This is a genomic window from Yaniella halotolerans DSM 15476, from assembly GCF_000420805.1.
In the GTDB taxonomy this organism is placed as follows: domain Bacteria; phylum Actinomycetota; class Actinomycetes; order Actinomycetales; family Micrococcaceae; genus Yaniella; species Yaniella halotolerans.
The window spans coordinates 160,689-186,254 of record NZ_ATVQ01000004.1 but is presented as its reverse complement, the minus strand read 5'-3'; the positions used below and the strand labels follow the sequence as shown (position 1 = coordinate 186,254).

Below are 25,566 nucleotides of genomic sequence, written 5' to 3'. Positions count from 1 at the left end.
CCCACCAAACCCCTCACCTCGTGTGATTCTGGCCGACGAGGTGAAAGGTTGATGTCGAATGCTAGCCGCGGAACATCGCTGCGTTCGCCTGTTCAGTCGATTCGTATTGCTGACCAGCGTGCTGCATTGCATCCCGAATGGACCGCAGAGATTCTTCGACGCGTTGTTGTGTCCCGCGCCATTCAGTGACAACCGTCTGGAAGTTTGAAGATGCTTGACCCACCCACGACTCCTGTAGTTGTCGCAGCTGAGCATCCATGCTGTTGACTTCAGCCTGGATCCGATCGGCTGTGGACTGGACCCCATTTGCCTTTGCGAAAAGTTCTTGAACATCAATTTGAATACGAGCCATGATGGTTCTCCTCGATAGTTGGACTTCACATAGCGTGATGTGGTTCAGCCAGCTTAGAAACCATCAGCGGATATGGGGCCGCGGAACCATCCTGCTGTGGATAATTACTGTTCGGTAGGGTCGTCTGTGGAGAAATCCTCGTCGCTGTCATCTTTGTCGTCGCTTGGATCGAGCGGATGGTAGGGCAGCCGAACAACCATGGTTGCGCCGCCTCCGGGAGTTTCCTCGTGTCGAACGCTGCCTTTGTGTTGGCTCACGATGCCGGCAACGATGGCTAGACCGAGTCCGCTTCCTCCGGTCTCCCGGTGGCGGGACGTGTCGGCACGGTAGAAACGCTGGAAGATTTTTTCGGCATCTTCCGCAGAAATCCCGGGACCGTGGTCGCGGAGTTTGATGACCGATTGAACACCGGTTGTGTTGGCTCCAGGGGTGGTGCCTGGTGGTGGATCTTCGGTTCCCACCGCAATCTCAATGTCGGTATCCTCCGGGGTGTAACGCAGCACGTTGGTCATCAGATTCGAAATCACTTGACGGAGCCGGTTTGAGTCACCAAAGGTGGGAGCGGGCTGGGGGCCAGACTCGCCGTCGAGTCCGGTGAGGGTGATGTTTCGACCCTGTGCTGTGGCACGGGTATCGACAACCAGGTCAGATGCGAGGCCTAGCAGATCGATGGGTTTTGACTCCATCGTTCGTTGCTCGTCTAACCGCGCCAATGTAAGAAGGTCTTCCACCAGCTGGGTCATCCGCTTGGCCTCTGACTCGATGCGTCCCATGGCGGTGCCAACATCGTCGGCCGATGACAGTGCTCCGTGACGGTAGAGCTCGGAGAAGCCACGAATGGTAACCAACGGTGTGCGAAGCTCGTGGGATGCGTCTTGGACGAAACGACGCATTCTTTCCTCGGACTGTTCATTGGCGCGGAACGCGATTTCGATGTGTGCCAGCATGGCGTTCAGAGACCGGGACAGGCGGCCGACCTCGGTGTCAGGGGCTCCTGAGGGCACACGTTTCGACAGGTCGCCGGCGGCGATTCCCGCTGCGGTGCGTTCTACGCGGTTGAGCGGACGGAAGGCCGTGGTCACGAGCCCGTAAGCAATCATCGTGACGACCAGGGTTGCCAAGAAACCGATGGTGATCACCAAGGTGGTTACACGTTCGACAGATCGTTCGACGGGGTCCATCGGTAAAGCAATGGCCACGGTGCCACCATCGGATTCCAGCCGGTAGATCTGTACTCGCCACTGACTCTGCTGGTCGCTTTGGCCGGGTACCTCAAAGGAGGAAGAACCGTGTTCGGCGGCTTGCTCTGCGGTGAGGCGTTGAATGTCTGGCACATCAGAGCCCTCGGTGTGAATGCGGGACACGAGGTTGCCCTCATTATCCCAGGATTCGCCGTAAAACCGCACGATGGTCTGTTGGAAGCTTCCCGTATCGTAGGGCCCCGCTGATCCCATGGACGTGAGAAACATTGACACATTGTGTCGGTTGGTGAAAATGTCTTCATCAATCTGGCGGACAAGTTCTTGACGGTATAACGAGGCCGTTAAGAGGGCAGTTGTGGCCACTGTTAAAGCCATCAATACGCCGGTGATCAGCGTGAGTTGAGTGCGAAGTGATGTGGCCTGCCAGGTGCGGGCTATCCACTGCAGCGGTTTCGGTGTGGCCATGTAGCGTGAATTAGCGTTTGTCTGAGGTGCGCAGCAGGTAGCCGACACCGCGTTTGGTATGGATCATTTTTGGCCGGTCATCAGTATCAATTTTACGACGCAGGTATGAAATATAGGATTCCACAATGGAGGCATCGCCGTTGAAGTCATATTCCCAGACGTGGTCCAGGATTTGCGCTTTCGACAACACTCGATTCGGGTTCATCATGAGATACCGCAACAGTTTGAACTCGGTGGGGGAGAGATCGATGATATTCCCGTCCCGGCGTACTTCGTGAGCGTCATCGTCGAGCTCAAGATCATCGACCACCATGATCGCTTCGTCGTCCTCTGCGGGGGCGGTACGGCGAAGTACTGCACGAATACGAGCCACGACTTCGTCCAAACTAAATGGCTTGGTGACGTAGTCATCGCCACCGACGGTAAGACCGGTGACTTTATCCTCGGTCTCGTCACGTGCGGTCAAGAAAACGACTGGAAAGTGGCGACCTGTCGCCCGCAGTTTACGGGTTACGGAGAATCCGTCCATATCGGGCAACATGACGTCGAGTACCGCCAGATCCGGATTATGTGTTTCGGCCGCTTCCAATGCTTCGCGGCCATTCGATGCAGCGATCACATCGAAACCAGCGAACCGCAGCGAAGTGGAAAGCAGTTCGCGAATGTTTGGTTCGTCATCGACGACTAAGAGTTTTGCTTCATAAGATTGGGACGTCATGCCTCTATTGTAAAAAAACTAACCTGAGAGGCAGCTGTGCGTTTGCTGGATGCGTTGCTAGGAACGCTGACGGCGACGTCGCACCATGATGTTTCCTAGCAGTGCCACGAGCAGCAGGATGAATCCGGTGGGGAAAGCCAGCAGCGCCAACCAGAACAGCCAGATTGCCGGTGTGACACCCGCGAAGTAGTAGATCAGCACGCCTACGAGCGCCAAAAACGACACCACGACGATCGAGACCCCGAGCCACAGTACGGTACTGATCCAGAGCGGTGTCACGTCGAGATTCTTGTGGTCATATGTGGTCATGGAGGGTATTCTACGCTTGCAGCACAGGATAGCGCTCATTGCGAAGTACGGCTCCGAATGGCACTATACTTGCCTGGTATAGGCTTTTGGGGTTCCCGTAACCGCGCCCGGATGGTGCGTGACGGGAACCCTTTGTGAATGACGTACGTGACAAAGGAAATGACCACACATGCCAACCGGCAGAGTAAAATTTTACGATCATAATAAGGGATTCGGTTTTATCACCACCGACGACGGCGATGACATTCATCTGCCGGCATCGGCCTTGCCCGCAGGCGTTACCCAGCTTCGCCCGGGGACACGAGTTGAGTTCGGTATTGCGGATTCCCGGCGTGGCCCACAGGCACTTTCGGTAGAACCAATCGATAAACTTCCATCAGTGGTTCGTGCCACGAGACCCAAAGCCCAGGACATGGCCGGCATCGTTGACGATTTGATTCGGATGCTTGACTCGGCCTCCAACGGGCTGCGTTCCGGCCGCTACCCGGCTTCCAAGCAGGCCGAGCAGATGGCCACCATCATGAGAAGGGTGGCTGATGCATTTGATGCATGAAATAGAAGAAGATACCGTTCCGGCAACCGAACAAGCCCGCGCTACCTTTGGGCCGCCGCGCACCGTGAGCCGGAAACCCCGGGTTGATGTGGCGCTGGCCGAGGCCATTGATATCGCGCGTACTGCGCTTGCAGATTTTGCGGATGAAGCTGAAATCGGCGACCACATCGGTGTTGTCGTCGATGATGAGCGGGTGGTAACGCACCGGTTCGCCTCGAAGGTTCGCGGCTATGGCGGCTGGGAGTTTTTCACGACGCTGGCGCGAGCACCGCGTTCCAAAGTGATCACCGTGTGCGAATCCGGTATGTTGCCAGGTGAAAATTCTATTCTCGCGCCGGAGTGGGTGCCCTGGATGGATCGAGCGTCCGAAGAAGAGCGTATCCGACTCGATGCCATTGCCGCCGGCGAAGACCCAGCAAAAGCGCTCGAAGAGGCCGGCTATGGGCAAGAAGACGAAGCTGAAGCCGTAGATGAGTCTGGGGCGGAACCGAAGCCGCAAACTGAAGACGACTCAGAAAAGAATAAGCAGGCGCGTCGTGCCGCCAAGCGTCGTCGAGCAAAGCAAAAAGCAGCTCGCCAGAAAAAGAATAAGAAGTCAGGCGATAAGTCAAAGGGTGCTGAAGCCTCGAAAAATTAATGCCCCAACGACACATTAGACAGAATGGTGGCCGTTGGCCTGCACCTGTTCTTGCAAGCCAACGGCCACCATTCTTTTTAACCCTGAAGGATTAGAGGCGATCGACGATGTAGTCGATGCACGCGGTCAGTGCTGACACATCTTCTGGATCAATTGCGGTAAAGGTTGCGATGCGCAGCTGGTTCCGACCCAGTTTGCGGTACGGCTCGGTGTCCACGATGCCATTCGCCCGTAGCACCGCTGCAACGGTCGCGGCGTCGACGTCGTCCTGGAAATCGATGGTGACGATAACCTGTGACCGATCTTCTGGACGAGTCACAAACGGGGTGGCATACGACGATGCCTCGGCCCAGGTATAGACCCGGTCGGAAGAGTCCTTGGTGCGTCCTGTTGCAAAGTCCAAACCGCCATTGCTGTTCATCCAAGAAAGCTGTTCGTTGAGCATAATCAACGTTGCCAGAGCCGGAGTGTTATACGTCTGATTCTTGGCTGAATTATCAATGGCCGTTTTGAGGTTCAGGAAGTCTGGGATCCAGCGATCGGTTGCCGCGATTTCTTCAGCCCGCTCGATTGCCGCAGGAGAGAACAAGCCCAACCAGAGGCCACCGTCCGAGGCAAAGTTCTTTTGCGGAGAAAAGTAGTAGACGTCGGACTGGGCAACATCGACCGGTAGTCCGCCTGCGCCGGATGTTGCATCGACCAAGACCAGCGCATCGTCGTCTGCACCCTCAACCCGGTGAACCGGAGCCGCGACGCCGGTGGAGGTCTCATTCTGCGGCCAGGCGTAGACATCAACGCCTGATTCGGCGCGTGGAACCGGACGAGTGCCGGGATCTGCCTGCAAGATCACCGAGTCATCCAAAAACGGAGCGCTGTTCGTGACCTTGGCAAATTTGGAGCCAAACTCACCAAACGACAGGTGCTGGGCTTTTTCGCGCACGAGCCCAAAGGCTGCGGTATCCCAAAACGCGGTCGCGCCACCGATTCCAAGGACCACCTGGTAGTCGTCCGGAGCATTAAAGAGTTCGCTGACGCCTTCCTGGACAGATTTGACCAGGTTACGCACAGGCGCTTGGCGGTGGGAGGTTCCCATGAGGTGGGATCCTGCCGCAGCGACCGCATCGACGACTCGTGGGCTGACTTTGGAAGGGCCGGCGCCGAAGCGACCATCCGCTGGTTTGAGGTTCTCGGGGATCTCGATGTCCGGTATGGTCATGGCTACTCCTTAGCAGAAGGTGGCAGGTTACCTGATCTATTGTGGACCGTTGCAGGTGTAATTCTCCACAATAAGCCGTCATATGAACTGCTTTTCAGGTCCAACGTGGTCAATCCGACAGCCCTTCGCGAAAGGCTGTTGATAAGGTCTCGTTCCAGCATGGTCGGGTACGTATGATAAATGTGGATTAATTGGTCCAGCGGCATTCAGATCGCAGCGCAGATGAAGGAACGTGGGCAGTGGTAGATCTAATCGATACAACTGAAATGTACTTACGCACCATCTATGAATTGATGGAGGAAGGCATCGCGCCGTTGCGGGCGCGAATTGCCGAGCGTCTGGAACATTCCGGTCCCACGGTGTCGCAGACGGTGGCACGGATGGAGCGTGACGGCTTACTGCATGTTGCATCGGACCGTCGTTTGGAACTGACGGATGAAGGCTTGAACGCAGCGGCGACGGTCATGCGGAAACACCGCCTTGCAGAACGGCTCCTTGCAGATGTGATTGGCTTGGACTGGCCCTATGTTCATGATGAGGCGTGCCGGTGGGAGCATGTGATGAGTGATCAGGTGGAAGCTCGCCTTATGGTCTTGCTTGATTCACCTGAAAGCTCGCCGTTTGGCAACCAAATCCCGTTGCTTGAAGAACTCGGTGGTCCCGCCACGGGCCTTGAGCCCGCTACGTACGAAGGCGAGCCGCTGACCGTTGCGTTGGAGCAGCCAGGCAATTTCGAGGTGAAAGTGCTGACTGAGGCCATCCAGACGGACCCAGAGTTGCTCACGCAGTTTGCTGCGGCGGGCATTCAGCCTGGTGCGGTGTTGGCTGCAGAGTCCGCGGACGGCTATGTAGCCGTGCGGACGATTGAGCGCGGACCACAGCTTCCCGGAGACGTGCAAGATTTTTCCGATCTGGGACTTGAGATCTCTGACGATACCGCAGCGCACGTTCGGGTTGTTCGCGTCAAGTAACCAAATTGTGATCTACCGAATATATATGGGGTCCAATAGGGCTTCGTTTGCCCCGAAATAACGCGCTGTTATGGAAATATCACAAGTTGTTATACGAATTGTGCCGCATGAACGCGCGGAAGTGTCGGATCAGGTAGCGAAGATTGTCAACTAAATGTTATGCGAACGTGACATTTTGTTTTGCTTGCACTAAGCTAACTCTCGGTGCCTGAGCAGAATAGGCTTTCGCACCGGCCACCAGTTTGCTTTGTACTCCGCGGCTGGCAGGCAAAACATAGCAGTTGTATAAATATGTTCATGGCGGAGTGAGGCTCAAGGTCTTGCAGCACATGAGAGAGGTAAACTCAAGTGTCGAAGCGCATTTCAACCGCACGTCACCGTGCAACTCCTGAGAAGGGCGCAACGCTAGGGGCCATGACTCAGGTCATCGGTCGCTCAGGCCGCCAGGCAGCAGTTCTTGCAGCAGCCTCCGGCATGGTTCTAGCCGTACCCCCAGCAGCTAACGCTGCCCCTGTGCAGACTGATCGTGAAACATCGACTCTGCCAGCCACAAACTTCAAGCTGGAACGCACTTCTCGTAATGCGGATGTTATCTCCGCTGAACCTGGCGCACTGGACCTGAACCGTGCAGATCTTGAATCGCAGTACACGGAACCAGAACCCGAGCCAGCACCAGAAACCGAATCGACTGAAGAAGCCGATCTCACTCCGGTAACGCGCGAAACCGCAAACGAATCTTCCACCCAGAGCCAGAGTGAAACTCAAAGCGAAACTGAAACCGCTTCGACCACCCAGACTCAGGAAGCACCAGCCCCTTCATCATCCGGTTCCTTAGGTGCAGTTGTCTCAGCTGCCTACTCAGGTATCGGCACCCCATACGTCTGGGGCGGCAAAGGACCGGGCGGCTGGGACTGCTCCGGTTTCACCGCATGGGCCTACGCACAGGCTGGAATCAACATTCCATCCAGCACTTCAGCCATCCTAGGCTCGGGTCAATTCACTCGTACCTCCAGTCCACAGCCAGGTGACCTCGTCTTCCAAAACGGTGGCGGTCACGTTGGCATCTACGTTGGCAACGGCCAGATGATCGGTGCACAGAACCCATCGACCGGCACCATCCTGCACAACGTCACTCGTAACCCACTGATGGGTTACTACACCTACACCGGCTAGGTCTTCTCTTTATACAACTGCACCATCAAGGTCTCTTCTGGAAAACAGGAGAGACCTTGATGCATTTAACAGAAAGTCTATGACGTGTCTCAAACCCTGCCTGAGTGGGCGAACCAACTCCTCCAGTCTTTAGAAATCGACCCCGTAGCCGTCGATATTGCCGCCCTCCAGACGGTCGCCCACAACATCAATGATGACCCACAACGGGATTACCTGCTCGTTGGGTTTATCGCTGGCTATGCTGCAGGCCTCGCGGAAGGTGGCGGCATGGCACCCTTCGACAAAGCTCACGCCGCATCTGTGGGTTTCATGCGCAAGAACACCAGCCGGGAATAGTTCCCAACATTTGGTGTTGACATGTGGCGGAGCAGTGAAGGGAATTGAATAACTCATGAGTATGAGCCATGCGGGCAGAGCTGCCCTGGGTGGAATGCAATACGGTAAGGGCGGCCACTCGCTGAAACCGGGCACAATACGTCGATCCTGGTCATTTATTTCGCGGTACCGCGCCAGATTGATCATCTACCTGACCGTCTCAGCGCTCGGAGCGGTTCTCACAGTCGTATCGCCCATCTTGGCAGGCGACGTTGTCAACGCGATTGTTGATGGATCCGATGTAGGCGTCGTCATCCGCCTTGCGCTGCTAATCGCAGCCGTTGCAGTCGTTGAAGCCATTCTCGATGTGATCTCACGATGGCAGTCTGCTTCCCTTGGAGAACGTACGATATTTGATCTGCGCACCACCGTTTTCACACATGTGCAGACAATGCCTATCGCATTCTTTACTCGTGCACGAACAGGCGCGCTTGTGTCTCGGCTCAATAACGATGTCATTGGTGCCCAGACGGCTATCGCCCGAACGCTGCCAACCGTGGTGATGAATGTCGTCACGTTGGCTGTAACCCTGGTCGTCATGCTGACCACCTCATGGCAAATCACCCTGGTGTCGCTTGTACTGTTGCCTGTGTTTCTTTTCCCAGCGCGCTCACTTGGTTCCCGATTAGCGGTGCTGACTCGCGAGCGTGCCAAACGTAACGCGACCATGGGCGACCAGATGACCGAACGTTTCTCCGCTCCGGGTGCAACTTTGGTCAAGCTCTTTGGTGAACAGCAACATGAGTCAGAGATCTTCGCTGCTCGGGCGGATAGTGTGCGTTCCTCCGGAGTCCAGATCAGCGTGTGGACTTCAGTCTTCATGACCATCTTGACGATGGTATCAGCGCTGGCCCTGGCAGCTGTTTACGGTATTGGCGGGTATCAGGCACTGACAGGCGGCCTCAACGCTGGTGACGTCGTAACGATGGCGTTGCTATTGACAAGGCTCTATGCACCACTGACAGGACTAGCAACCGCTCGTGTGGAACTCATGAGCGCGTTGGTTTCCTTTGAACGAATCTTTGAAGTGTTAGATCTCAAACCGATGATCACTGACCCGGAGGACCCCCAAGCGATTCCAGCAGGCGGTGTCCGTATTGAATTCGAGGACGTCAATTTTGAGTATCCTGCGGCATCTGAGGTATCTCTTGCGAGTCTCGAAGAGGTTGCGGTCCTGGATGATCGGTCCTCAGGCCAAGTGCTGCACGGGATCAACTTCACCGTGGATCCTGGGCAGACCGTTGCGTTAGTTGGTTCCTCGGGGGCCGGTAAATCCACGATCGCTAGTCTTGTCTCTCGGCTCTATGACGTCACCGGCGGATCCATCAAACTCAATGGGGTTGATCTACGTGAAGCTAAGGCCGTAGACATTCATGATCGCGTTGGTATGGTGACTCAAGATTCGCACCTGTTTCACGCGTCGATCCGCGACAACCTCACCCTGGGGCACCGTGCCGTCGATGACGTGCATATCTGGGAGATTCTGCAACATGCACGGTTAACCGAAGTGGTTGGGGCGATGCCCGATGGCCTCGATACCATTGTGGGGGAGCGCGGTTACCGGCTGTCCGGTGGGGAGCGTCAACGCCTGGCGATAGCCCGCTTGCTGATCGCAGCCCCGGAGGCAGTGATTCTGGATGAAGCGACCGCGTCGTTGGACGCCACCAATGAAGCCGCAGTACAGCAGGCCTTAGATAAAGCACTCGAGGCACGCACCGCGTTGGTTATTGCACACCGGCTCTCCACGATTGTTAAGGCTGACGAGATTCTCGTCGTTGAGGACGGCCGCATTGCTGAACGGGGGACGCACCAAGAGTTATTGGCTGCGGGGCAGCGGTATGCCGAGCTGTATGCAACACAGTTTGAATAACTCGAGTCAGGAGAATGATTTGGATAGTACACAGATGACTCCCGAAACATTTTGGGATCAACGCTATGGTATCTTTGCGCAGCGAATCGGGTGGGAATAATCAGCGAGTTCTGCTTATTCCGGCCAGGGGTTGTCGCGGATGACCTCGACGAAGTCACCACGTTGGAAACCCGGTAGGAAGTGCTCGAGAACATCAGCTTTGACGTTTCCAAACGTAGTTTCCGGGCGGTCTTTGAGGCCGTGGGTGAAGGCCGCAAGGATTTTATTCTTAAAATCTGGACGCGGATGTGCTTCAACGACGGCTTCACGCTGCTCGGGTGTGAGTGAATGGTACCCGATCCCCAATACATCGAGTTCTACACCGCGAGTCACTAGCGCGACTTCGGACTGCATATGGAGAGGAATTTCTGGCGTCGTGTGCAACGCAATGGCCGCCCACACGGTGTCGGCAGCATCGCCATCCAGGCCATATTCTTTCAGGAAATCGCGGGCAACATCGGCAGCATCGATTTCGAACCGTTGGTCAGTGCGACGATAGGTATCTGTGAGCCCCAGATCGTGGAACATCGCACCGACATAGAGTAGTTCCGAATCGTAACGCAAACCTTCCTCCATGCCTCGCAACGAGCCGAAGAGAAACGTCCTGCGTGAGTGGTCAAAGATCAGATCATTGGCAACGTCGCGCACTAGTGCGGTGGCGTCCTGAGCCATCTTGCTGTCGGGGATTGTCACCCCGGCGATAGTTTCAGCCACGGTTCATCCTGCCTTTCAAAAGTCGGGGAGGATTTCTCCAGTTCATCGCACCTTTATCGAAGCGTGCTGCCTTCCATGCTTGCAAACTTGGGCCGACCTCGACCAGAGCTGTTGGGCGTGAACTGTTTGTTTAACCAAAAACCGTGCGCGGCCCCAAGCGGGACCGCGCACGGTTTGTGAATAATCGGATTTACTCAGACACTGGGTTGAGTGTGCCGTCCGACTTGGTGATAAATGAGCGCAGGAACCACTGGAACAGTTCAAGCCCGCGGGTGATCTCAACAAGAATATCTTCGGTCATCGGGTCCGCCTTGCCGGTTTCGGCTATGGCATTGCGGAAGTCCTGGATGACGCCGGTGTAGACGTCGTTCAGTGCCGAGATATGCGCTAAGGTCGAGCCGCGATTGATTGCGTAGTCTTCCCACGTGCGGCCGGTGACGATCGATCCGGGGGTGCCTTTGGGAGACGCACCCATGGTCGCGATGCGTTCAGCGACCAGGTCGGCCCATGCACGAACTTCATTTACCTGTGGATCGAGCATCTCATGAACAGAAATGAAGTCCGGTCCGACCACGTTCCAGTGGGCGTGTTTGAGCGTAAGGTGTAGGTCATTAAGGGCATGGAGACGTACCTGCAAGATATCGGTGATGCGGTGGCTGTCTTCGAAATCCATGCCGGGGGTGGTGTAATCTGCGTAGTTGTCAGTCATTGAGTAACCTTTCTGCCGCTGAAGTTGGCGGTCTGCCATGTCGCGACGACGGATCATGTCTCTGTAAGGTTCTACCCTCAGTCTCTACTCAATACCTTTTCTCAGGGCGTCGCAAGATATGTAAGGCTTACCTCACGCGATTGTCAGTACTTTATAAGGTTCAGGTGCTTGCCAGAACTGAGTAGCAATGGTGTCCCCGACACGATTCGAACGTGCGACCTTCTCTGTAGGAATCGCATGGAGGACGTTGCTATCCGCCGATGCTGGTTTCCACTGGCACCTCAAATCGGTAGAGCACTGGTGCGCCATTACTTAAACCGATAAAGATCGGTTTCCCAACGGGTGTCCATCCTTTGCTCCATACTGCCTCCGTAACTTCGTCCTCTAAAACCTGATGTCTTTCGCCCCGTTGGTAGATTGCCTCGATTTGTCTGGCTTCGATGTGATCTGTTGCTTCAATTTCTACGGGGAGTTTAGGCATGTAGAAACCCTACTTTTTATCGGTGGACTAATACAGGCATTCAAGCCGGGTATGCCCGTCTCGGATGCTGAGCTCGACCTCTTTCGTCTGTGACTGCTCAGGTGAGGGTCTAGGTGGAGCGCTTCGTTGCGGATGGCAATAACGAGTTTCGAAATTCATATATTCCATCTGTTAGTATAAACTTACACATGGGAGGTGGAACTTGGATCTGAGTGCACAGTTGACGGCTGTTGCCAGCCCTCAGAGGATGCGGATCATTGCGGAGCTGGCGCATGAACCGCTTCATGTGAGCGAGCTGGCTAGGCGGGTGGGGATGTCACGGGCATTGCTTTACATGCACACGAAGAAGCTCGAAGAGGCAGGGTTCATTTCTAGTGAGCTGTTGTTGTCCGACGAGGGTAAGGCGATGCGTCAGTTACGAGTTGAGGATTTTCATCTCATCGTCAACCAGGAAACTATTCGACAAGCTGTTGAAACTTTTCAAGCTTTAGACAATGAAGAGGGGGCTTCATGAATCCAGATATTTTTATACCGATTGTGATGATTGCTGTTGGCCTGCTGTTAGCGTCAGGAGTTGTTGCTGCCGTAGTGGTGATTGTTAGAAAGTACTTCACCGCCAAGCAGCAAGAAATCGGTGCGAACCATGTCAAGGTGAGTGATGTTCGCGATATTCGACAGACGCTGATCGAGAATGCAAAGTCACAGCAGGCGATGGCGGACCGCCTTACTGAAATCGAGCGACGGATAGCAGGAGTGGAGAAAACACTTACTGATATTCCATAGGAATTGCCAACTTTTTGCGAGGCCTCGGTTTTAACGTGCCGGGGTCTTGGATTGTTGTGTGGCCTAGATGTGGAAAAGGCAGTCAAGCAACTTGCATGCCATCTTGAATTGTCTCCGAGTAGTTTCGGGAGAGCTAAGAAAAGACCGGCAGCAGAAGAATGCGTGAATGTCTCTTAGTTGAGCGGTGCCCCCGACACGATTCGAACGTGCGACCTTCCCTTTAGGAGAGGGATGCTCTATCCAACTGAGCTACGGAGGCGAGGGCCTTGAAGGCCACAGGCTATCCTAGGGGATCTCGCGCTCTGGATCCATTGATGTCGCAAGGCCAGGGTTATTTCGACCAATAAATTTCAGCACCAGCATGGCTACGATCCAGATGATCAGGAAAGCAAAGACAAGCCATTGCAATACGGTCAGTGTAGAGGCAAGCGAAGTATTTGCCTCGGTTATGTCTTGCAGTACAGCTTCTCTAGTGATCGAGGCCCAGATTTCCAAACCGGCGTAGATCACAGCTGCCGCTACAGCACCCCATTTGGCGAGTTTGGTGCGTAATGTCCACAAACCCACCGATATCACGCTGAGGCCAAGCATGACCGGAAAGATTCGACCGGCGGTGATGTGCACCCAGTTGTACTGGCCCAACGCGTCGTCATCCATGCGTTCGGCAAGGTGTTCGACGTCTGTGATCGTGAAACCAGAAACATGATGGTCGAGCATAGGCGTCCCACCGGTGAGTTGCTGCATGCCTTGAAGCGCCAGAATGTGGTAATAAAAGCCGATGAACAACGTGACTGCGAGGACGGCGAGCACTAACATGCCCGGACTGCCTTCTTGCCGACCGGCTTGTTGGATGTCCTCCTTCGCCTGGGCAACAGTCAAACGTGGACGATCTGTTCTTTTCTTCGGCATGGGCCGAATCGATTGATGGTCCTCGTAGTCTTTGGCTCGGCGCTTTCTTGCCACTCATCCTCCGGTGCAGATCTCGATGCCAAACTTGGCGTGGGAACCTCATGTCGTTCTGAAATACCTGGTACTCATCTTAGTTGAATTCACCGGATCGGTGTTGCAGAGCTTCTCCACAGCCGGCGAACACAGACCAGTTTTGGAAGCGTGACCGGCTAGACTTGGAGCCTATGGCCTACCAGACTTCTTTGCCCCAATTTCGCCCTGCATTTTCCGTTGATGCCAGTTCTGAACATTTGGCGCCTGCGCCAAATGCGTCGGCGGAGCGCTTGGTGACAGGTTTGAATGAATCTCAAGCTGAAGCGGTCTTGCATCGTGGTGGGCCCTTGCTCATTGTCGCCGGTGCTGGTTCAGGTAAAACTCGTGTGCTGACCCATCGGATTGGGCATTTATTGGCGACGGGCGATGCGCGAGCACACGAATTTTTGGCGATTACGTTTACGAATAAAGCTGCAGCCGAAATGCGGGAACGGATCGGCGAGCTCGTGGGTCCGGAGGCAGCCAAGATGTGGATCTCTACTTTCCACTCCTCGTGTGTTCGCATTCTCCGTCGCGAAGCTAAACACGTTGGACTAAAGTCCAACTTCTCGATTTATGACGCGTCTGATTCGTTGCGCCTGATCACCCAGATTGCCAAAGACGCTGACCTAGATCCAAAACGTTTCGCCCCACGGGCTATACGCAATAAGATTTCCTCGTTGAAAAACGAACTCGTCGACGATGAGAAATTTGCGTCAACCGCTCCCGCTGACCCGTGGCACCAGGCTGTCGCAGAAATCTATAAGGAATATACTTCCCGGCTACGCGGTGCCAACGCCATGGACTTCGACGATCTGCTGGGCAACGTCGTTCATATGTTTGATGCGTTCCCTGCGATTCTCGATAACTACCGACGTCGTTTCCGATTCGTTCTGGTCGATGAGTACCAGGATACAAACCATGCACAATATCGCTTGGTACGGCTTCTGACCGGTGCTCCGGGAGAACCGGAGGGTGTGGCAACCGAAGGCGGTCAATTGACGGTAGTGGGCGACTCTGATCAGTCGATTTATGCCTTCCGTGGTGCGGATATTCGCAACATTGTCGATTTTGAGCACGATTACCCGGACGCCACGGTGATTCGGCTGGAACAAAACTATCGTTCCACTCAAACCATTCTGGATGCAGCAAACGCGGTAATTGCACAGAACCCGTCGCGTGAGGTCAAACGCCTGTGGACCGCTGAGGGTAATGGCGAAAAGATCACTGGCTACGCGGCAGAATCTGAATCACGCGAAGCTCAGTGGATCACAGACACCATCGATGACCTCATGGACAATCAAGACTATCGGCCAGCTGATATGGCGATCTTTTACCGCACCAATGCTCAGTCTCGCTCCATTGAAGAACGTTTGATCGCCTCTGGCATTCCATATCGTGTGGTTGGTGGTACCCGGTTCTACGACCGGAAAGAAATCAAAGATGCGCTGGGCTACTTGCGCGTTTTGGACAACCCGGACGACGACGTCAACCTCAGGCGTATCCTGAACGAACCAAAACGCGGTATCGGAGATCGAGCCGAAGGCACTGTCGCTGCTCTTCAGACGCGGACGCAATCCACCTTTATGCGGGCGTTGCGTGATGCTGAAAATTCACCTGGAGGCATGGCGAAGCGGTCTTTGAACGCGGTCAAGAAATTTACGCAGCTGATTGACGACCTACAACAAGTTGCTGAAACAGAATCGGTCGCTACGATTCTTGAGGCCGTGCTGGAACAAACCGGCATGCTGGAAGCACTGCGTAGCTCCAAGGATTTTCAAGATGAATCCCGAGCCGATAACCTCGGCGAGCTAGTCGGTGTTGTACGGGAGTTTGATAAGGCTAATCCGGACGGAACCCTCGGTGACTTCTTGGAACAGGTCGCACTGGTTGCTGATGCTGATCAGCTGCCGGATGCCGCAGATGAAGAAGGCCAAGCGCTCGCAGAATACATGGGTGAGGTCACGCTGATGACCTTGCATACTGCCAAAGGCCTGGAATTCCCCGTCGTCTTCCTCACGGGTATGGAACACGGCGTTTTCCCACACGCCCGTTCTATGGCGGATGAAAAGGAGTTGGCCGAGGAACGACGTCTGGCGTATGTCGGTCTGACGAGAGCACGCGAACGGCTCTATGTGTCACGCGCAGAGTCGCGCAGTATGTGGGGACAGCATCAGTTCTATCCGGCCAGCCAGTTCCTATCGGAGATTCCAGCAGAGCTTATTGACTGGGAACGTGAAGGAAAAGGGGCACCGGGAACCTCAGGGTTTGGCGGTGGCTTCGGAGGCTTCGGACAGGACACCGGAGTGCGTGGCTTCCGTTACCGGGATGCGCAACGTTTCAGCGGCTCACATTGGGGTGCTTCGACCGCAAGCAAGAACTACGGCAAGGCGGCAGCCGAGGGTATTACCGAAGCCCAAGAGACAGCCCGAGTGAAGAAGCCAGCACCTCGTACCCAGGTGAACCCAAATAAAGAAGTCATTTCGGTCGCCATAGGCGACATCGTTGAACATAAATCATTCGGCACAGGCGTGGTAACCGGAGTCCAAGGCGAGGGCCCTAAAGCCGTAGCTGTTGTACAGTTCGCTGAATCTGAAAAACGCTTGTTGCTGCGCTACGCACCACTGAAAAAGACGTAAACCGTGCCAATATGTAGTCATTGTTCGGGGGACCCCCTCCCAGTGGACTACAGTAAGGGCTTAGGAGTTTTGTGGCGTTAAGCCGAACTCGCCGACGCCCGGGGATATCTGTTCCGGGAGTGTCGTTCAATAAGTTGTCGAGGTAAAAGGACTGCAAACCCGTGGACCTGTATGAGTACCAGGCACGCGATCTTTTTGAAGCACACGGGGTACCCGTGCTGGCTGGGATCGTTGCCGAAACACCGGAAGATGCCAAAGCAGCCGCTGAAAAACTCGGTGGCGTTACCGTTGTCAAAGCCCAAGTTAAAGTAGGCGGCCGCGGTAAAGCCGGCGGTGTCAAAGTAGCGAAGAACGCCGACGAAGCATATGAGTATGCCAAAGAAATTCTTGGCATGGACATTAAAGGTCACACCGTCCACCAGGTGATGATCGCTGCTGGCGCTGACATCAAAGAAGAGTACTACTTCTCGATGCTGCTGGATCGCGCCAACCGCACCTACCTTGCTATGGCATCGGTAGAAGGCGGTATGGACATCGAGCAGTTGGCAGAAGAGCGTCCAGATGATCTGGCCCGCGTTCCAGTTTCGCCAACCACAGGTCTGAACCGCGAAGTAGCAGAGCAGATTGCAAAAGAAGCTAAATTCGCTGACGACATGCAAAGCGATATCGCTGATGTGCTGGTCAAACTCGGTGAAGTCTTTGAAAAAGAAGACGCCACTCTCGTTGAGGTCAACCCACTAGTCCTCACCGGCGAAGGCAAACTCATTGCACTCGACGGAAAAGTGACCGTAGATGACAACGCCGACTTCCGTCAGCCAGCACACGCTGACCTCGTTGACGAACGCACCGAAAACCCACTCGAAGCCAAAGCTGAAACCAAAGGCCTCAACTACGTGAAGCTCGACGGTTCCGTTGGTGTAATTGGTAACGGTGCCGGACTGGTTATGTCCACACTGGACGTCGTCGCATACGCTGGCGAAAACCACGGCAACGTCAAACCAGCCAACTTCCTGGACATCGGTGGTGGCGCTGACGCACAGGTCATGGCCGATGGCCTCGATGTGATCCTGGGCGACGAACAGGTCAACTCTGTATTCGTAAATGTCTTCGGTGGTATCACCGCGTGTGACCAGGTTGCCCGCGGTATTGTGCAGGCGCTAGAAATCCTAGGCGATACCGCAACCAAACAGCTGGTTGTACGCCTGGACGGAAACAAGGTGGAAGAAGGCCGCGCCATTCTGGCCGAAGCCAACCACCCGCTGGTCACCATTGCGGCCACCATGGACGAAGGCGCTGACAAAGCCGCCGAGTTGGCCAACAAGTAAGGACGGGATAAAGAAGAAATGTCGATCTTCCTCAATAAAGATTCAAAGGTCATCGTCCAAGGTATTACCGGCGGCGAAGGAACTAAACACACCGCACTGATGCTGAAAGCCGGCACCAACATTGTTGGCGGCGTCAACGCACGTCGCGCAGGCGAAACCGTCGAGCACGTTGACGCCAATGGCAAAGACGTCTCACTGAACGTCTACGGCACCGTCGAAGAAGCCATGAAAGAAACCGGCGCCGATGTTTCGGTCATGTTCGTGCCACCGAAATTCGCAAAAGATGCTGCAATGGAAGCCATTGAAGCTGAAATCGGTCTGCTCGTAGTCATCACCGAAGGTATCCCTGTCCAGGACACCGCCGAGTTCTTTGCTGCCTCACAGGCCAATGTTGGTTCTGACGGCAAACCAAAGACCCGCATCATTGGTCCTAACTGCCCAGGCATCATCACACCAGATGTCGCATTGGCAGGTATTACACCGGCTACCATTACCGGCACTGGCCCAATCGGCCTGGTTTCCAAGTCGGGTACTTTGACCTACCAGATGATGCACGAACTGTCCGAGATCGGTATCTCGACTGCTATCGGTATCGGTGGCGACCCCGTCATTGGCACCACCCACATCGATGCGCTGGAAGCCTTCGAACAGGACCCAGAGACCAAAGCCATCATCATGATCGGTGAAATTGGCGGCGACGCAGAAGAAAAAGCCGCCGAATACATCAAAGACAATGTCTCCAAACCAGTGGTTGGCTACATTGCCGGATTCACGGCGCCAGAAGGCAAGACCATGGGTCACGCCGGGGCAATCGTTTCCGGTTCATCCGGAACCGCTGCAGCGAAGAAAGAAGCTCTTGAAGCGGCAGGCGTTCAGGTTGGCCAAACCCCAACCGAGGCCGCTGACAAGATGCGCGAGATCTTCAAGAATCTCTAAGTCTCGCATCTGAGTTCATCAGATAGTAACGAAGCCCAAGCGTTTGCTTGGGCTTCGTGTACGTTAAGGGGGGACGCACTAGGCTGCGTTCTTGAACAACAATGCAAGAGCCTGCCCGCCACCGATGCACGCAGTGACGACGACATACTCGTGGTTGTTCCGACGCATCGCATAGAGCGCACGCAGAGTCAGCACCGCACCGGTGGCACCAATGGGGTGGCCCAAAGCGATTGCGCCACCATATGGGTTAGTTTGCTCCATCGATAAGCCTGCATCCCGAATGACAGCAAGCGACTGGGAGGCAAACGCTTCGTTCAGTTCCACATGACCGATATCTGCTGGACTCAGCCCGGTTTCCTCCCACATGATGTTGAGCGCATGTGTGGGTGCATACCCCATAAGATTCGGATCCATTGCAGCCTTGGTTACGTGTTCTAATGAACCCAGCACGCTGTGCCCCTGGGCTGCTGCCACTTCAGCGGTTGAAAGAACCATTGCGGCACCGCCATCATTGATCCCTGAAGCATTTCCGGCAGTGACCGTGCCATCCTGCTGGAACGCAGGGCGCAAGCCCGCTAGTTTTTCGACCGTCGAATCAGGTTTTGGATGTTCATCAGTATCGACGGTGCCGACCCGGTCGACTTCCAGAGCAACAATTTCTTCTGCAAAAGCAGCCTGCGCCTCGGCCGACGCTGCCCTACGCTGTGATTCTGCAGCGAACTCGTCTTGTTCAGGCCGAGAAACCTCATATTTTGCGGCAACATTTTCGGCAGTGACACCCATATGCGCATTAGAGAACGGGTCGGTGAGCAGCGCGATGGTGCCATCCAAAACGGTGCGATGACCGAGACGCTTATTGCCACGCGCGTTGAAATCCAAAAAGGGCATACGTGACATCGACTCATTACCGCCGGCCACCACGTAGCGAGCGCCACCCCAATGCAACTCCTGCGCAGCCGACCATACGGCCTGTAGTCCAGAACCGCAGAGACGGTTCACATTGAATGCGGGAGTGCTCTGCGGTAGACCGGCTTCGAGAACAGTTCGACGAGCGTTATAAGCATCCGGTCCAACCTGACCAACTTGGCCCATGATGACGTCGTCGATGTTGTTGTCGTCTACTCCGGTGCGGGCAAGCGATTCTTTGATCGCGGCGCCACCAAGTTTATACGCCTCAACAGATGAGAGCACCCCGCCATAACTTCCAACAGGTGTTCGGGCACCATCGAGTACAACGATTTTTTGTTCAGGCATGCAGTTCCTCCGTGGTTCTGTGCTGAGTCAGCATGTGATAGACAGTGTGGTTATCTGTATCCTAACTCACATGCACCAAGAGACATATAGGATTCCTACGGCGACGAAAGGCCTCATCATGTCGGAGATCCAAGCGCAAGTCCTCGCATCGACAGAGGAACACATCCGACCCGAGACACTCCAGCTGGGAGCTCCCAAAGCTGGTGAAGTTCGCGTCGATATCGCCGCATGCGGTGTCTGCCATACCGATTTACATGTCATCAAAGGCGAAGTGAACTTTCCGCGTCCTGCGGTACTCGGTCACGAAGTCTCTGGCGTCGTCGTTGACGTAGGTGAAGATGTCGAACATGTACGGCCCGCGGACCGAGTGGTGGCGGCGTTCATTATGCCGTGTGGGTCGTGTCGTCACTGCGCTGCAGGTCTCGAAGAGCTCTGCGAAGTGTTTTTTACCAGGAATCGTCTCAACGGTACGTTGCTTGATGGCACAACACGGGTGCATCGTTCAGACGGTACGGATGTTGCCATGTATTCGATGGCGGGACATGCCAGTCAAGCTATTATTCCAGCCTCGGCTGTGTTCTGGTTGCCTGACGAAATCTCTCTGCAGGACGCAGCAATTCTGGGGTGCAGTATGTTCACGTCCTATGGATCTGTGGTGCAGGTTGGGCGAGTGGCGCACGGTGAGACAGTAGCTGTGGTCGCCGCCGGAGGCATTGGTCTGGCGATTACGCATTTGGCGGCCGCTGCTGGTGCTTCACGGATTTTCGTTATCGATCTCGACGACGCCAAGCTGGACCTTGCCAGAGAGCTTGGTGCTACCGATGTGATCAACAGCAGTCAAGAAGATCCCTTGAACGTCATTACAACTGCACTGGGTCACGGCGTAGACGTCGTTTTTGAAGCATTGGGAACCCAACACACCGTTGGCCAGGCGGTGTCGCTTGTCGATGACGGAGGCAGGGTGGTGCTCACCGGTATTGCACCACCAGGGCACGTGTTGGATACTGCGATTGCGCATGTGGTTCGTCGCAAAGTCCAGATTCTGGGATCATACGGGGCGAAGATCTCAACGGCGATGCCGGCGGTCATTGAGTTGGCCGCACAAGGAAAGATTGAGCTTGGTACGCTCATCACAGATCGATTTAGCTTCGACCAAACCGACCGTGCCTACCTAGCGCTGAATGACCGGAAGATTCGCGGTCGGGGCGTTATCGAAATTAATCCAGCCTTGCAATAACGAAGTCAACATCGCCACGTATCTCGGTGGCCCTGGTGAAGTACACTCGAAAGCATGGACTGGGAAGAATTGCACAGCAACTTGCCGTCATTAATGACCTTTCTGACGGTAGCTCGACTGGGCCGTTTTACCGCGGCAGCTGATTCTCTTGGGATCAACCACGCCACCGTATCTCGACGAATCGGGACGCTCGAGAAAATAACCGGCCATCGTTTGCTTTTGCGCTCGCAGTCTGGCTGGGAGATCACGGCCGAGGGACGACAAGTTTTCGAAATTGCCGAAGAGATCGAAGAATCGCTTGCCAAACTTGTTTCACATGAGACCGAAGCAGCCGTGTCCGGGACCGTGCGGATCGGTGCTCCGGAAGCTTTTTCCAGTCATATCGCGACTCCGGTCTTGGCAGACGTTCAACGGGATCACCCGGCGTTGGATATTGAATTGTTTACTTCAACCCAACGGGCACGACAGAACCGCTCCGGGCTCGATTTAGAAATCGTTGTCGGGAAACCAGAACTGCCGCGTGCGTGGGAACGACCACTGCTCGAGTACCGTTTGAAGTTATACGCCACCGAAGCATATTTGGCACAGCACGGACGCCCGACCAAACTGGACGATTTGCGCCAACACCGTCTGAATTATTATGTCGAAGCGATCCTGCTCGTCCAGGACCTGGATGCCGCCTTGACGAAATTACCGCAAATGCGGTCGGGCATTTCATCGACCAACGTGTATGCCCATCTGAGCTCTACGCTGCAGGGTGCAGGTATCGGACTGCTGCCTGATTTTCTAGCGGCTGATCATCCGAGACTCGTGCCGGTCTTAGACCAGGAGTTCGGGTATCCGGCCACTTTCTGGGCGGTCATGCGTCAAGAATCACTACGTAATCCTGCGGTATCTACGGTCTACCAAGCCCTCAAGGATTACGCCGATGCAGCAACGTTGGAAACGCCAGGAACTGCTCCCACCATTACGCAATAGGTGTTGAGTTAGAGCAGCATGGCCGCTAGCAATGGCACGGTCACAATGGACAGTATGGTAGTTCCCGCAAGCACGGCTGCCGCCAGGTCGCCTGAGACATCATAACGTTCTGAAAGAACATACCCCGAAGTCGACATAGGCATAGCGGCCATCAATATGACGGTACCGAACCATCTGGTTCCCATCGCATCTTGAAACATCCAGGCTAGCCCGAGGGTAGCTAACGGGAAAAGAATGTTCTTTAGCCCGATCCCTGTCAGCACGAGGCCCAGCGAGAGCCCACCTGAGCGCAAACTCTTGATAGCCGGATGCATAGCGATGCCGACGGAAAACAGTGCGAGTGGAATAGCAGTGGCTCCCAGAAGTTCGATACTGCCGGTGATGACCTGGGGCACGGGCAGTGCCAAAGCGACCACCGTGATGCCGAGCAATGTAGAAATCGTAACGGGACTCAAGACCGCTCGTGTGAGAATTTCTTGCCCGATCCGTCGCAACGTGCTTGAGTTGGAAACGGCCCCCGAGGTGCTTTGTGCTGCATCGTTGGGATTGCCTCGAATGACAGGATAGCCAATGAGGAATACCAAGTTGTGTAACAAGTGGACGATGGCGGCGGGCACCGCAGCTTCAGTACCGAGCAGTGCGATTGTCATCGGAATGCCGAAGTAGCCAACATTGCCGTAGGAAGAACTCAACGACAGTGGCGCAGCCTGCGTACGGTGCTGTGGGGTGAGCCAGCGTGTGCCGTAGTACACCAGCACTGAAAAGAACGCAGGAAAAATAAGCGCAAGAACCCAGACATGCCCGGGGAAGGATTCTGGTAGATCGGCGGTTGCAATCGAGATGTAGATAAAGCACGGCAGGGCGATTGAAAAGACAAAGTCATTGAGTCCTGTGGCAGCCCGTTGGAATCGGCGGTTATAGCCTGCACCAAAGCCAACACCGAAGATCACGAACATCGGAGCCAGGACAGTCAACGCTTCGAGCATAGGCCTCTTCTCCGCAATGATTTATATCGGCCACACTGACCGTGTGCCATGCTGGCTATACCTGGAAGACCATGCCTAATACGTATGTCACGCCTGCAGCGCCCAAACCGATGGCAAGCTGGCGCAGCGCACGCTTCCCGGGGGAAGCGCCAGACAACAGACCAACGATACCGCCTGTGATGATCAGCGCTAACGAGACCAGCCCCAATGCCCAGATCAGTGCAGCAACACCGGAGACGCCGAAGAGAAACGGCAGGACCGGAATAATGGCACCGGAGGAGAAGAAGAGAAACGACGAGAACGCGACTTTCCACGGGTTGCCAACCGCTTCAAACTCTTCTTGCTGTAGTTCGGCCTCCGGACCTTGAGACCCATCGGGGCGGGCAGAAAAACTCGGGTTACAGTCGCAATTCAGATACCCAAGACGTTCGAGTGCCCGGTGGCTGGCATCCTCGGGAGTCATCCCGCGTGCCTGGTAGACCAGTTCAAGTTCGTTCTGTTCGATATCCAGGTGTTTAGCGGCCCGCAGGGTGATGTGGGTTGGGTGCGAAGCTTCTAGCAGTTCTCGTTGAGATCTTACGGAAACATATTCTCCCGCGCCCATACTCAGCGCGCCGGCCAACAGCCCGGCAATACCCGTGAACAACACGACCGACGGGGCCATGCCGGTTGCCCCAACGCCCATGACCAGGGCCAAGTTCGAAACTAAGCCATCGTTGGCGCCAAAGACGGCGGCACGAAAATTCCCGGCCATGGTTTCGCGCCCGCGGGCGGCCAGGCCGCGCACCACTTCTTCGTGGATCGCTTCGTCGGCGGCAATTTCACGAGGGACTTCGGAGTCGGTTTTATATGGGGTATTGGATTCGGATCGCTGCATGAGTGCAAGCACGAAGACCGAACCAAACATCCGTGCTAAGACGCGGAGCAGAGCACGGTGCAAACTCGGGCGTCGCCGTATTTCAGCATGTTCACCGAGGAGGTTGCGCCAGTGTTGGGCGTGCCGGTCCTCTGCATCGGCAAGACCCAGCAGGATACCTTTTTCGGGTTTCTGGCTCCGGTGGGCGAGATCTCGGTATATCTGGCCTTCAGCAATTTCGTCGGCCAAATACCTGCGCCACCGTCGAATCTGTGACTTCGTTGGACCCGGTGCCACGGTCACTTCGCGTTCATACTCCGAACCAGACATCCTCGTTCCTTGCATATCGGTGATCTAGTTAAACTGCATTCAAACCTTACCCCTGTAACGCACCAGCGTGACGAGGCTGTGGATTTGAGCTAGCGAGATAGCTGTGTGGGATCGGGATCTTCTGGTGGGGTAGAGGTGGATTGGTCTGGATCGTAGCTAAATTCTTTATCGTCACGCTCTGGCTGGCGAGCAAAAATAAAATGTCGACCAGATAGTTCTTCTATGCTTAGCGAGACAAAGAAATCTTTGTACGTGGGTACCCAGGGTGCAAGTCCGAGGCCACGGACGTAGTCAACGTCAGCTTCGTCAACGGTGCTGATGTTGCCGCGTACAACGACCGACCAGGCTTCGTCCGGCAAGATACCATCGGTCTCGAATGCGACCATCGATTCGGACTGAGCGGCGAGCAGTTTAGCACCCGGAGCGGTGCGGAAATACAGGTTCTTGCCGTCAAAAGTGTAATTGACCGGGAAGATTTCCACACGACCGTCTGCCATGAAAGCTAGTCGACCGTGGCGGGTGTTTTGCAAGAGTCGTTCGCATTGTTCGGCGTTGAGATGGAGAACCGGCTGATCTTTTTCGTGTTCAAACATGTAGGCGCTCATATGTCCTATTCTGCTGGTTTCCGGCAGGGTGCGCCACCATTGTCTGCGCGGTCGTCACAATCTATGGATTGCTTCGAATACGGGGGCGATACCTTCCGATGAGCGGTCTGGTGCTAGTGCAAGATAATGTCGTGCCAAATGTGGCGGGCCATCGACTGCTGTGATGTAGCGTCCACCTGCCTGGTGCAAGATATAGGATCCCGCTGCAACATCCCACGGTTGGGTATCTACTCCCAGGACTACATCGGCTATCCCGCAGGCCGCATGGCAGAGTTCGAGGGCTCCAGAAACTATGCGCCGGACCGTGGCGAAGTTCGTAACGAGATCACCAAACAGGGTGCTCGCGTCGGGAGCTCGATGTAATACTTCGGCTGCCGGAAATGAGGTGATCAAGTTGTACTGCGCTTCGTGGGCGGGCGCCGGACGAGCAACGATCCGTTCCCCATTGCAATAGGCGCCTGAGGCATCGGCGGAGTATTCGGTGCCGGTAACGGGATTCACCACGACGCCTGCTACGACCGCATTATCGATGGCAGCCGCGATCGATATGGAAAACATCGGGTATCCATGGACAAAGTTGCTGGTGCCGTCAATCGGATCAATAATCCATTCCAACTGGCCTGACCTAGCGGGTGATTGGCGTCCGGTTTCTTCGCCCCAGAACACTGCGTCGTGACCGGTCAAACTGGTTTTGAGCATTTCCTCGACCCGGTGGTCCCAGGCGGAGACTAAATCGTGTCGATTGGTTTTCGTTTCGGCCACAACAGTTCCGGAGGCAAACGCCTCGGCGAGCAGTGCAGCGGGCTCGCGGGCTGCTTGCAATGCCAGGGTACGCAAATTGGACATGACACTAACCATAAACCAGGGCGGGG

27 protein-coding genes and 1 tRNA gene are annotated in these 25,566 nt (G+C 55.1%); 13 read left to right on the top strand and 15 right to left on the bottom strand.

Annotation, left to right across the window (positions count from 1 at the left end):
- Positions 1-61: 61 nt before the first annotated feature.
- From G583_RS0112605 to G583_RS15970, 4 genes are all read right to left on the bottom strand, one after another.
- A complete protein-coding gene (locus tag G583_RS0112605) occupies positions 62-352 on the bottom strand; it encodes a WXG100 family type VII secretion target (RefSeq protein WP_022871540.1) in 291 nt (96 codons plus the stop codon).
- A 104-nt stretch (positions 353-456) separates the two neighbouring features.
- The gene (locus tag G583_RS15975; protein WP_022871539.1) at positions 457-2,019 is read right to left on the bottom strand and encodes a sensor histidine kinase; all 1,563 of its coding nucleotides are present in this window, start codon (positions 2,017-2,019) and stop codon (positions 457-459) included.
- Between the two features lie 10 nt (positions 2,020-2,029).
- A complete protein-coding gene (locus G583_RS0112595) occupies positions 2,030-2,737 on the bottom strand; it encodes a response regulator transcription factor (protein WP_022871538.1) in 708 nt (235 codons plus the stop codon).
- Positions 2,738-2,794: 57 nt separating this feature from the next.
- Positions 2,795-3,046, bottom strand: coding sequence for a hypothetical protein (locus G583_RS15970; protein ID WP_022871537.1), 252 nt, complete (start codon positions 3,044-3,046; stop codon positions 2,795-2,797).
- A gap of 169 nt (positions 3,047-3,215) precedes the next feature.
- Between G583_RS15970 and G583_RS0112585 the strand changes: the two genes are divergently transcribed.
- Complete coding sequence (locus G583_RS0112585; RefSeq protein WP_022871536.1) at positions 3,216-3,599, top strand: cold-shock protein; 384 nt, start codon at positions 3,216-3,218, stop codon at positions 3,597-3,599.
- Complete coding sequence (locus G583_RS0112580) at positions 3,592-4,236, top strand: DUF3027 domain-containing protein (protein WP_051129728.1); 645 nt, start codon at positions 3,592-3,594, stop codon at positions 4,234-4,236. Before G583_RS0112585 ends, G583_RS0112580 begins: the two co-directional genes overlap by 8 nt.
- 91 nt (positions 4,237-4,327) lie before the next feature.
- Here the strand turns inward: G583_RS0112580 and serC are convergent, their stop codons facing one another.
- The gene (gene serC, locus G583_RS0112575) at positions 4,328-5,452 is read right to left on the bottom strand and encodes a phosphoserine transaminase (RefSeq protein WP_022871534.1); all 1,125 of its coding nucleotides are present in this window, start codon (positions 5,450-5,452) and stop codon (positions 4,328-4,330) included.
- 239 nt (positions 5,453-5,691) lie between these two features.
- On the opposite strand from serC, the gene G583_RS0112570 reads away from it, so the two are divergent.
- The 4 genes from G583_RS0112570 to G583_RS0112555 all read left to right on the top strand — a co-directional run bounded on the left by G583_RS0112570 (position 5,692) and on the right by G583_RS0112555 (position 9,841).
- Positions 5,692-6,423 (top strand): metal-dependent transcriptional regulator, encoded by a 732-nt coding sequence (locus tag G583_RS0112570; protein ID WP_022871533.1) that lies wholly within the window; start codon positions 5,692-5,694, stop codon positions 6,421-6,423.
- 348 nt (positions 6,424-6,771) lie between these two features.
- The gene (locus G583_RS0112565; protein ID WP_022871532.1) at positions 6,772-7,596 is read left to right on the top strand and encodes a C40 family peptidase; all 825 of its coding nucleotides are present in this window, start codon (positions 6,772-6,774) and stop codon (positions 7,594-7,596) included.
- Positions 7,597-7,680: 84 nt separating this feature from the next.
- On the top strand, positions 7,681-7,932 hold the full coding sequence (locus G583_RS0112560; RefSeq protein ID WP_022871531.1) for a hypothetical protein: 252 nt from the start codon (positions 7,681-7,683) through the stop codon (positions 7,930-7,932).
- A 55-nt stretch (positions 7,933-7,987) separates the two neighbouring features.
- Positions 7,988-9,841 carry an ABC transporter ATP-binding protein gene (locus G583_RS0112555; protein ID WP_029629575.1) on the top strand — a complete coding sequence of 618 codons (1,854 nt, stop codon included), beginning with the start codon at positions 7,988-7,990 and terminating at the stop codon, positions 9,839-9,841.
- A gap of 114 nt (positions 9,842-9,955) precedes the next feature.
- Here the strand turns inward: G583_RS0112555 and G583_RS0112550 are convergent, their stop codons facing one another.
- The 3 genes from G583_RS0112550 to G583_RS0112540 all read right to left on the bottom strand — a co-directional run bounded on the left by G583_RS0112550 (position 9,956) and on the right by G583_RS0112540 (position 11,784).
- Entirely contained in the window at positions 9,956-10,594 is a 639-nt protein-coding gene (locus G583_RS0112550; protein ID WP_022871529.1) for an HD domain-containing protein, read from the bottom strand.
- Positions 10,595-10,784: 190 nt separating this feature from the next.
- Positions 10,785-11,303, bottom strand: a complete 519-nt coding sequence (locus G583_RS15965; protein WP_051129738.1) for a Dps family protein — start codon at positions 11,301-11,303, stop codon at positions 10,785-10,787.
- 250 nt (positions 11,304-11,553) lie between these two features.
- Entirely contained in the window at positions 11,554-11,784 is a 231-nt protein-coding gene (locus G583_RS0112540) for a hypothetical protein (RefSeq protein WP_022871527.1), read from the bottom strand.
- 202 nt (positions 11,785-11,986) lie between these two features.
- On the opposite strand from G583_RS0112540, the gene G583_RS0112535 reads away from it, so the two are divergent.
- Both G583_RS0112535 and G583_RS0112530 read left to right on the top strand, forming a co-directional pair.
- Positions 11,987-12,298: an ArsR/SmtB family transcription factor gene (locus G583_RS0112535; protein WP_022871526.1), complete on the top strand. Its 312-nt coding sequence runs from the start codon at positions 11,987-11,989 to the stop codon at positions 12,296-12,298.
- A complete protein-coding gene (locus G583_RS0112530) occupies positions 12,295-12,567 on the top strand; it encodes a hypothetical protein (RefSeq protein ID WP_022871525.1) in 273 nt (90 codons plus the stop codon). The genes G583_RS0112535 and G583_RS0112530 overlap by 4 nt, the downstream gene beginning before the upstream one ends.
- A gap of 185 nt (positions 12,568-12,752) precedes the next feature.
- Here G583_RS0112530 and G583_RS0112525 read toward each other — a convergent pair.
- Together G583_RS0112525 and G583_RS15960 are read right to left on the bottom strand one after the other, a co-directional pair.
- Positions 12,753-12,826: transfer RNA gene (locus G583_RS0112525), tRNA-Arg, on the bottom strand.
- A 26-nt stretch (positions 12,827-12,852) separates the two neighbouring features.
- Positions 12,853-13,530 carry a hypothetical protein gene (locus tag G583_RS15960; RefSeq protein WP_156832117.1) on the bottom strand — a complete coding sequence of 226 codons (678 nt, stop codon included), beginning with the start codon at positions 13,528-13,530 and terminating at the stop codon, positions 12,853-12,855.
- 170 nt (positions 13,531-13,700) lie between these two features.
- Between G583_RS15960 and G583_RS0112510 the strand changes: the two genes are divergently transcribed.
- The 3 genes from G583_RS0112510 (at position 13,701) to sucD (ending at position 18,448) form a co-directional block, all read left to right on the top strand.
- Positions 13,701-16,187 carry a UvrD-helicase domain-containing protein gene (locus G583_RS0112510; RefSeq protein ID WP_022871522.1) on the top strand — a complete coding sequence of 829 codons (2,487 nt, stop codon included), beginning with the start codon at positions 13,701-13,703 and terminating at the stop codon, positions 16,185-16,187.
- Between the two features lie 161 nt (positions 16,188-16,348).
- On the top strand, positions 16,349-17,512 hold the full coding sequence (gene sucC, locus G583_RS0112505; RefSeq protein ID WP_022871521.1) for an ADP-forming succinate--CoA ligase subunit beta: 1,164 nt from the start codon (positions 16,349-16,351) through the stop codon (positions 17,510-17,512).
- An 18-nt stretch (positions 17,513-17,530) separates the two neighbouring features.
- Positions 17,531-18,448, top strand: a complete 918-nt coding sequence (sucD, locus tag G583_RS0112500) for a succinate--CoA ligase subunit alpha (RefSeq protein WP_022871520.1) — start codon at positions 17,531-17,533, stop codon at positions 18,446-18,448.
- 78 nt (positions 18,449-18,526) lie between these two features.
- Here sucD and G583_RS0112495 read toward each other — a convergent pair whose 3' ends face one another.
- Positions 18,527-19,702: a thiolase family protein gene (locus G583_RS0112495; protein ID WP_022871519.1), complete on the bottom strand. Its 1,176-nt coding sequence runs from the start codon at positions 19,700-19,702 to the stop codon at positions 18,527-18,529.
- Between the two features lie 70 nt (positions 19,703-19,772).
- On the opposite strand from G583_RS0112495, the gene G583_RS0112490 reads away from it, so the two are divergent.
- Positions 19,773-20,939 (top strand): zinc-binding dehydrogenase, encoded by a 1,167-nt coding sequence (locus tag G583_RS0112490; protein WP_211210766.1) that lies wholly within the window; start codon positions 19,773-19,775, stop codon positions 20,937-20,939.
- Positions 20,940-20,993: 54 nt separating this feature from the next.
- Positions 20,994-21,917 (top strand): LysR family transcriptional regulator, encoded by a 924-nt coding sequence (locus tag G583_RS0112485; RefSeq protein WP_022871517.1) that lies wholly within the window; start codon positions 20,994-20,996, stop codon positions 21,915-21,917.
- Positions 21,918-21,925: 8 nt separating this feature from the next.
- Here G583_RS0112485 and G583_RS0112480 read toward each other — a convergent pair whose 3' ends face one another.
- From G583_RS0112480 to G583_RS15950, 4 genes are all read right to left on the bottom strand, one after another.
- Positions 21,926-22,903, bottom strand: coding sequence for an AEC family transporter (locus tag G583_RS0112480; RefSeq protein WP_022871516.1), 978 nt, complete (start codon positions 22,901-22,903; stop codon positions 21,926-21,928).
- 55 nt (positions 22,904-22,958) lie between these two features.
- Positions 22,959-24,089 (bottom strand): VIT1/CCC1 transporter family protein, encoded by a 1,131-nt coding sequence (locus tag G583_RS0112475; protein WP_022871515.1) that lies wholly within the window; start codon positions 24,087-24,089, stop codon positions 22,959-22,961.
- A gap of 89 nt (positions 24,090-24,178) precedes the next feature.
- Complete coding sequence (locus G583_RS15955; protein ID WP_322785329.1) at positions 24,179-24,694, bottom strand: pyridoxamine 5'-phosphate oxidase family protein; 516 nt, start codon at positions 24,692-24,694, stop codon at positions 24,179-24,181.
- Positions 24,695-24,748: 54 nt separating this feature from the next.
- Positions 24,749-25,540 carry an inositol monophosphatase family protein gene (locus G583_RS15950; RefSeq protein WP_022871513.1) on the bottom strand — a complete coding sequence of 264 codons (792 nt, stop codon included), beginning with the start codon at positions 25,538-25,540 and terminating at the stop codon, positions 24,749-24,751.
- Positions 25,541-25,566 lie beyond the last annotated feature (26 nt).

Coding starts and splice junctions, on each gene's coding strand:
- G583_RS15975 (WP_022871539.1), bottom strand. CDS start 2,019: ATGGCCACACCGAAACCGCTGCAGTGGATAGCCCGCACCTGGCAGGCC.
- G583_RS0112510 (WP_022871522.1), top strand. CDS start 13,701: ATGGCCTACCAGACTTCTTTGCCCCAATTTCGCCCTGCATTTTCCGTT.
- G583_RS0112555 (WP_029629575.1), top strand. CDS start 7,988: ATGAGTATGAGCCATGCGGGCAGAGCTGCCCTGGGTGGAATGCAATAC.
- G583_RS0112585 (WP_022871536.1), top strand. CDS start 3,216: ATGCCAACCGGCAGAGTAAAATTTTACGATCATAATAAGGGATTCGGT.
- G583_RS0112480 (WP_022871516.1), bottom strand. CDS start 22,903: ATGCTCGAAGCGTTGACTGTCCTGGCTCCGATGTTCGTGATCTTCGGT.
- G583_RS0112530 (WP_022871525.1), top strand. CDS start 12,295: ATGAATCCAGATATTTTTATACCGATTGTGATGATTGCTGTTGGCCTG.
- G583_RS15950 (WP_022871513.1), bottom strand. CDS start 25,540: ATGTCCAATTTGCGTACCCTGGCATTGCAAGCAGCCCGCGAGCCCGCT.
- G583_RS15970 (WP_022871537.1), bottom strand. CDS start 3,046: ATGACCACATATGACCACAAGAATCTCGACGTGACACCGCTCTGGATC.
- G583_RS0112495 (WP_022871519.1), bottom strand. CDS start 19,702: ATGCCTGAACAAAAAATCGTTGTACTCGATGGTGCCCGAACACCTGTT.
- G583_RS0112605 (WP_022871540.1), bottom strand. CDS start 352: ATGGCTCGTATTCAAATTGATGTTCAAGAACTTTTCGCAAAGGCAAAT.
- G583_RS15955 (WP_322785329.1), bottom strand. CDS start 24,694: ATGAGCGCCTACATGTTTGAACACGAAAAAGATCAGCCGGTTCTCCAT.
- G583_RS0112490 (WP_211210766.1), top strand. CDS start 19,773: ATGCACCAAGAGACATATAGGATTCCTACGGCGACGAAAGGCCTCATC.
- G583_RS0112485 (WP_022871517.1), top strand. CDS start 20,994: ATGGACTGGGAAGAATTGCACAGCAACTTGCCGTCATTAATGACCTTT.
- G583_RS0112595 (WP_022871538.1), bottom strand. CDS start 2,737: ATGACGTCCCAATCTTATGAAGCAAAACTCTTAGTCGTCGATGACGAA.
- serC (WP_022871534.1), bottom strand. CDS start 5,452: ATGACCATACCGGACATCGAGATCCCCGAGAACCTCAAACCAGCGGAT.
- sucD (WP_022871520.1), top strand. CDS start 17,531: ATGTCGATCTTCCTCAATAAAGATTCAAAGGTCATCGTCCAAGGTATT.
- G583_RS15965 (WP_051129738.1), bottom strand. CDS start 11,303: ATGACTGACAACTACGCAGATTACACCACCCCCGGCATGGATTTCGAA.
- G583_RS0112580 (WP_051129728.1), top strand. CDS start 3,592: ATGCATGAAATAGAAGAAGATACCGTTCCGGCAACCGAACAAGCCCGC.
- G583_RS0112475 (WP_022871515.1), bottom strand. CDS start 24,089: ATGTCTGGTTCGGAGTATGAACGCGAAGTGACCGTGGCACCGGGTCCA.
- G583_RS0112540 (WP_022871527.1), bottom strand. CDS start 11,784: ATGCCTAAACTCCCCGTAGAAATTGAAGCAACAGATCACATCGAAGCC.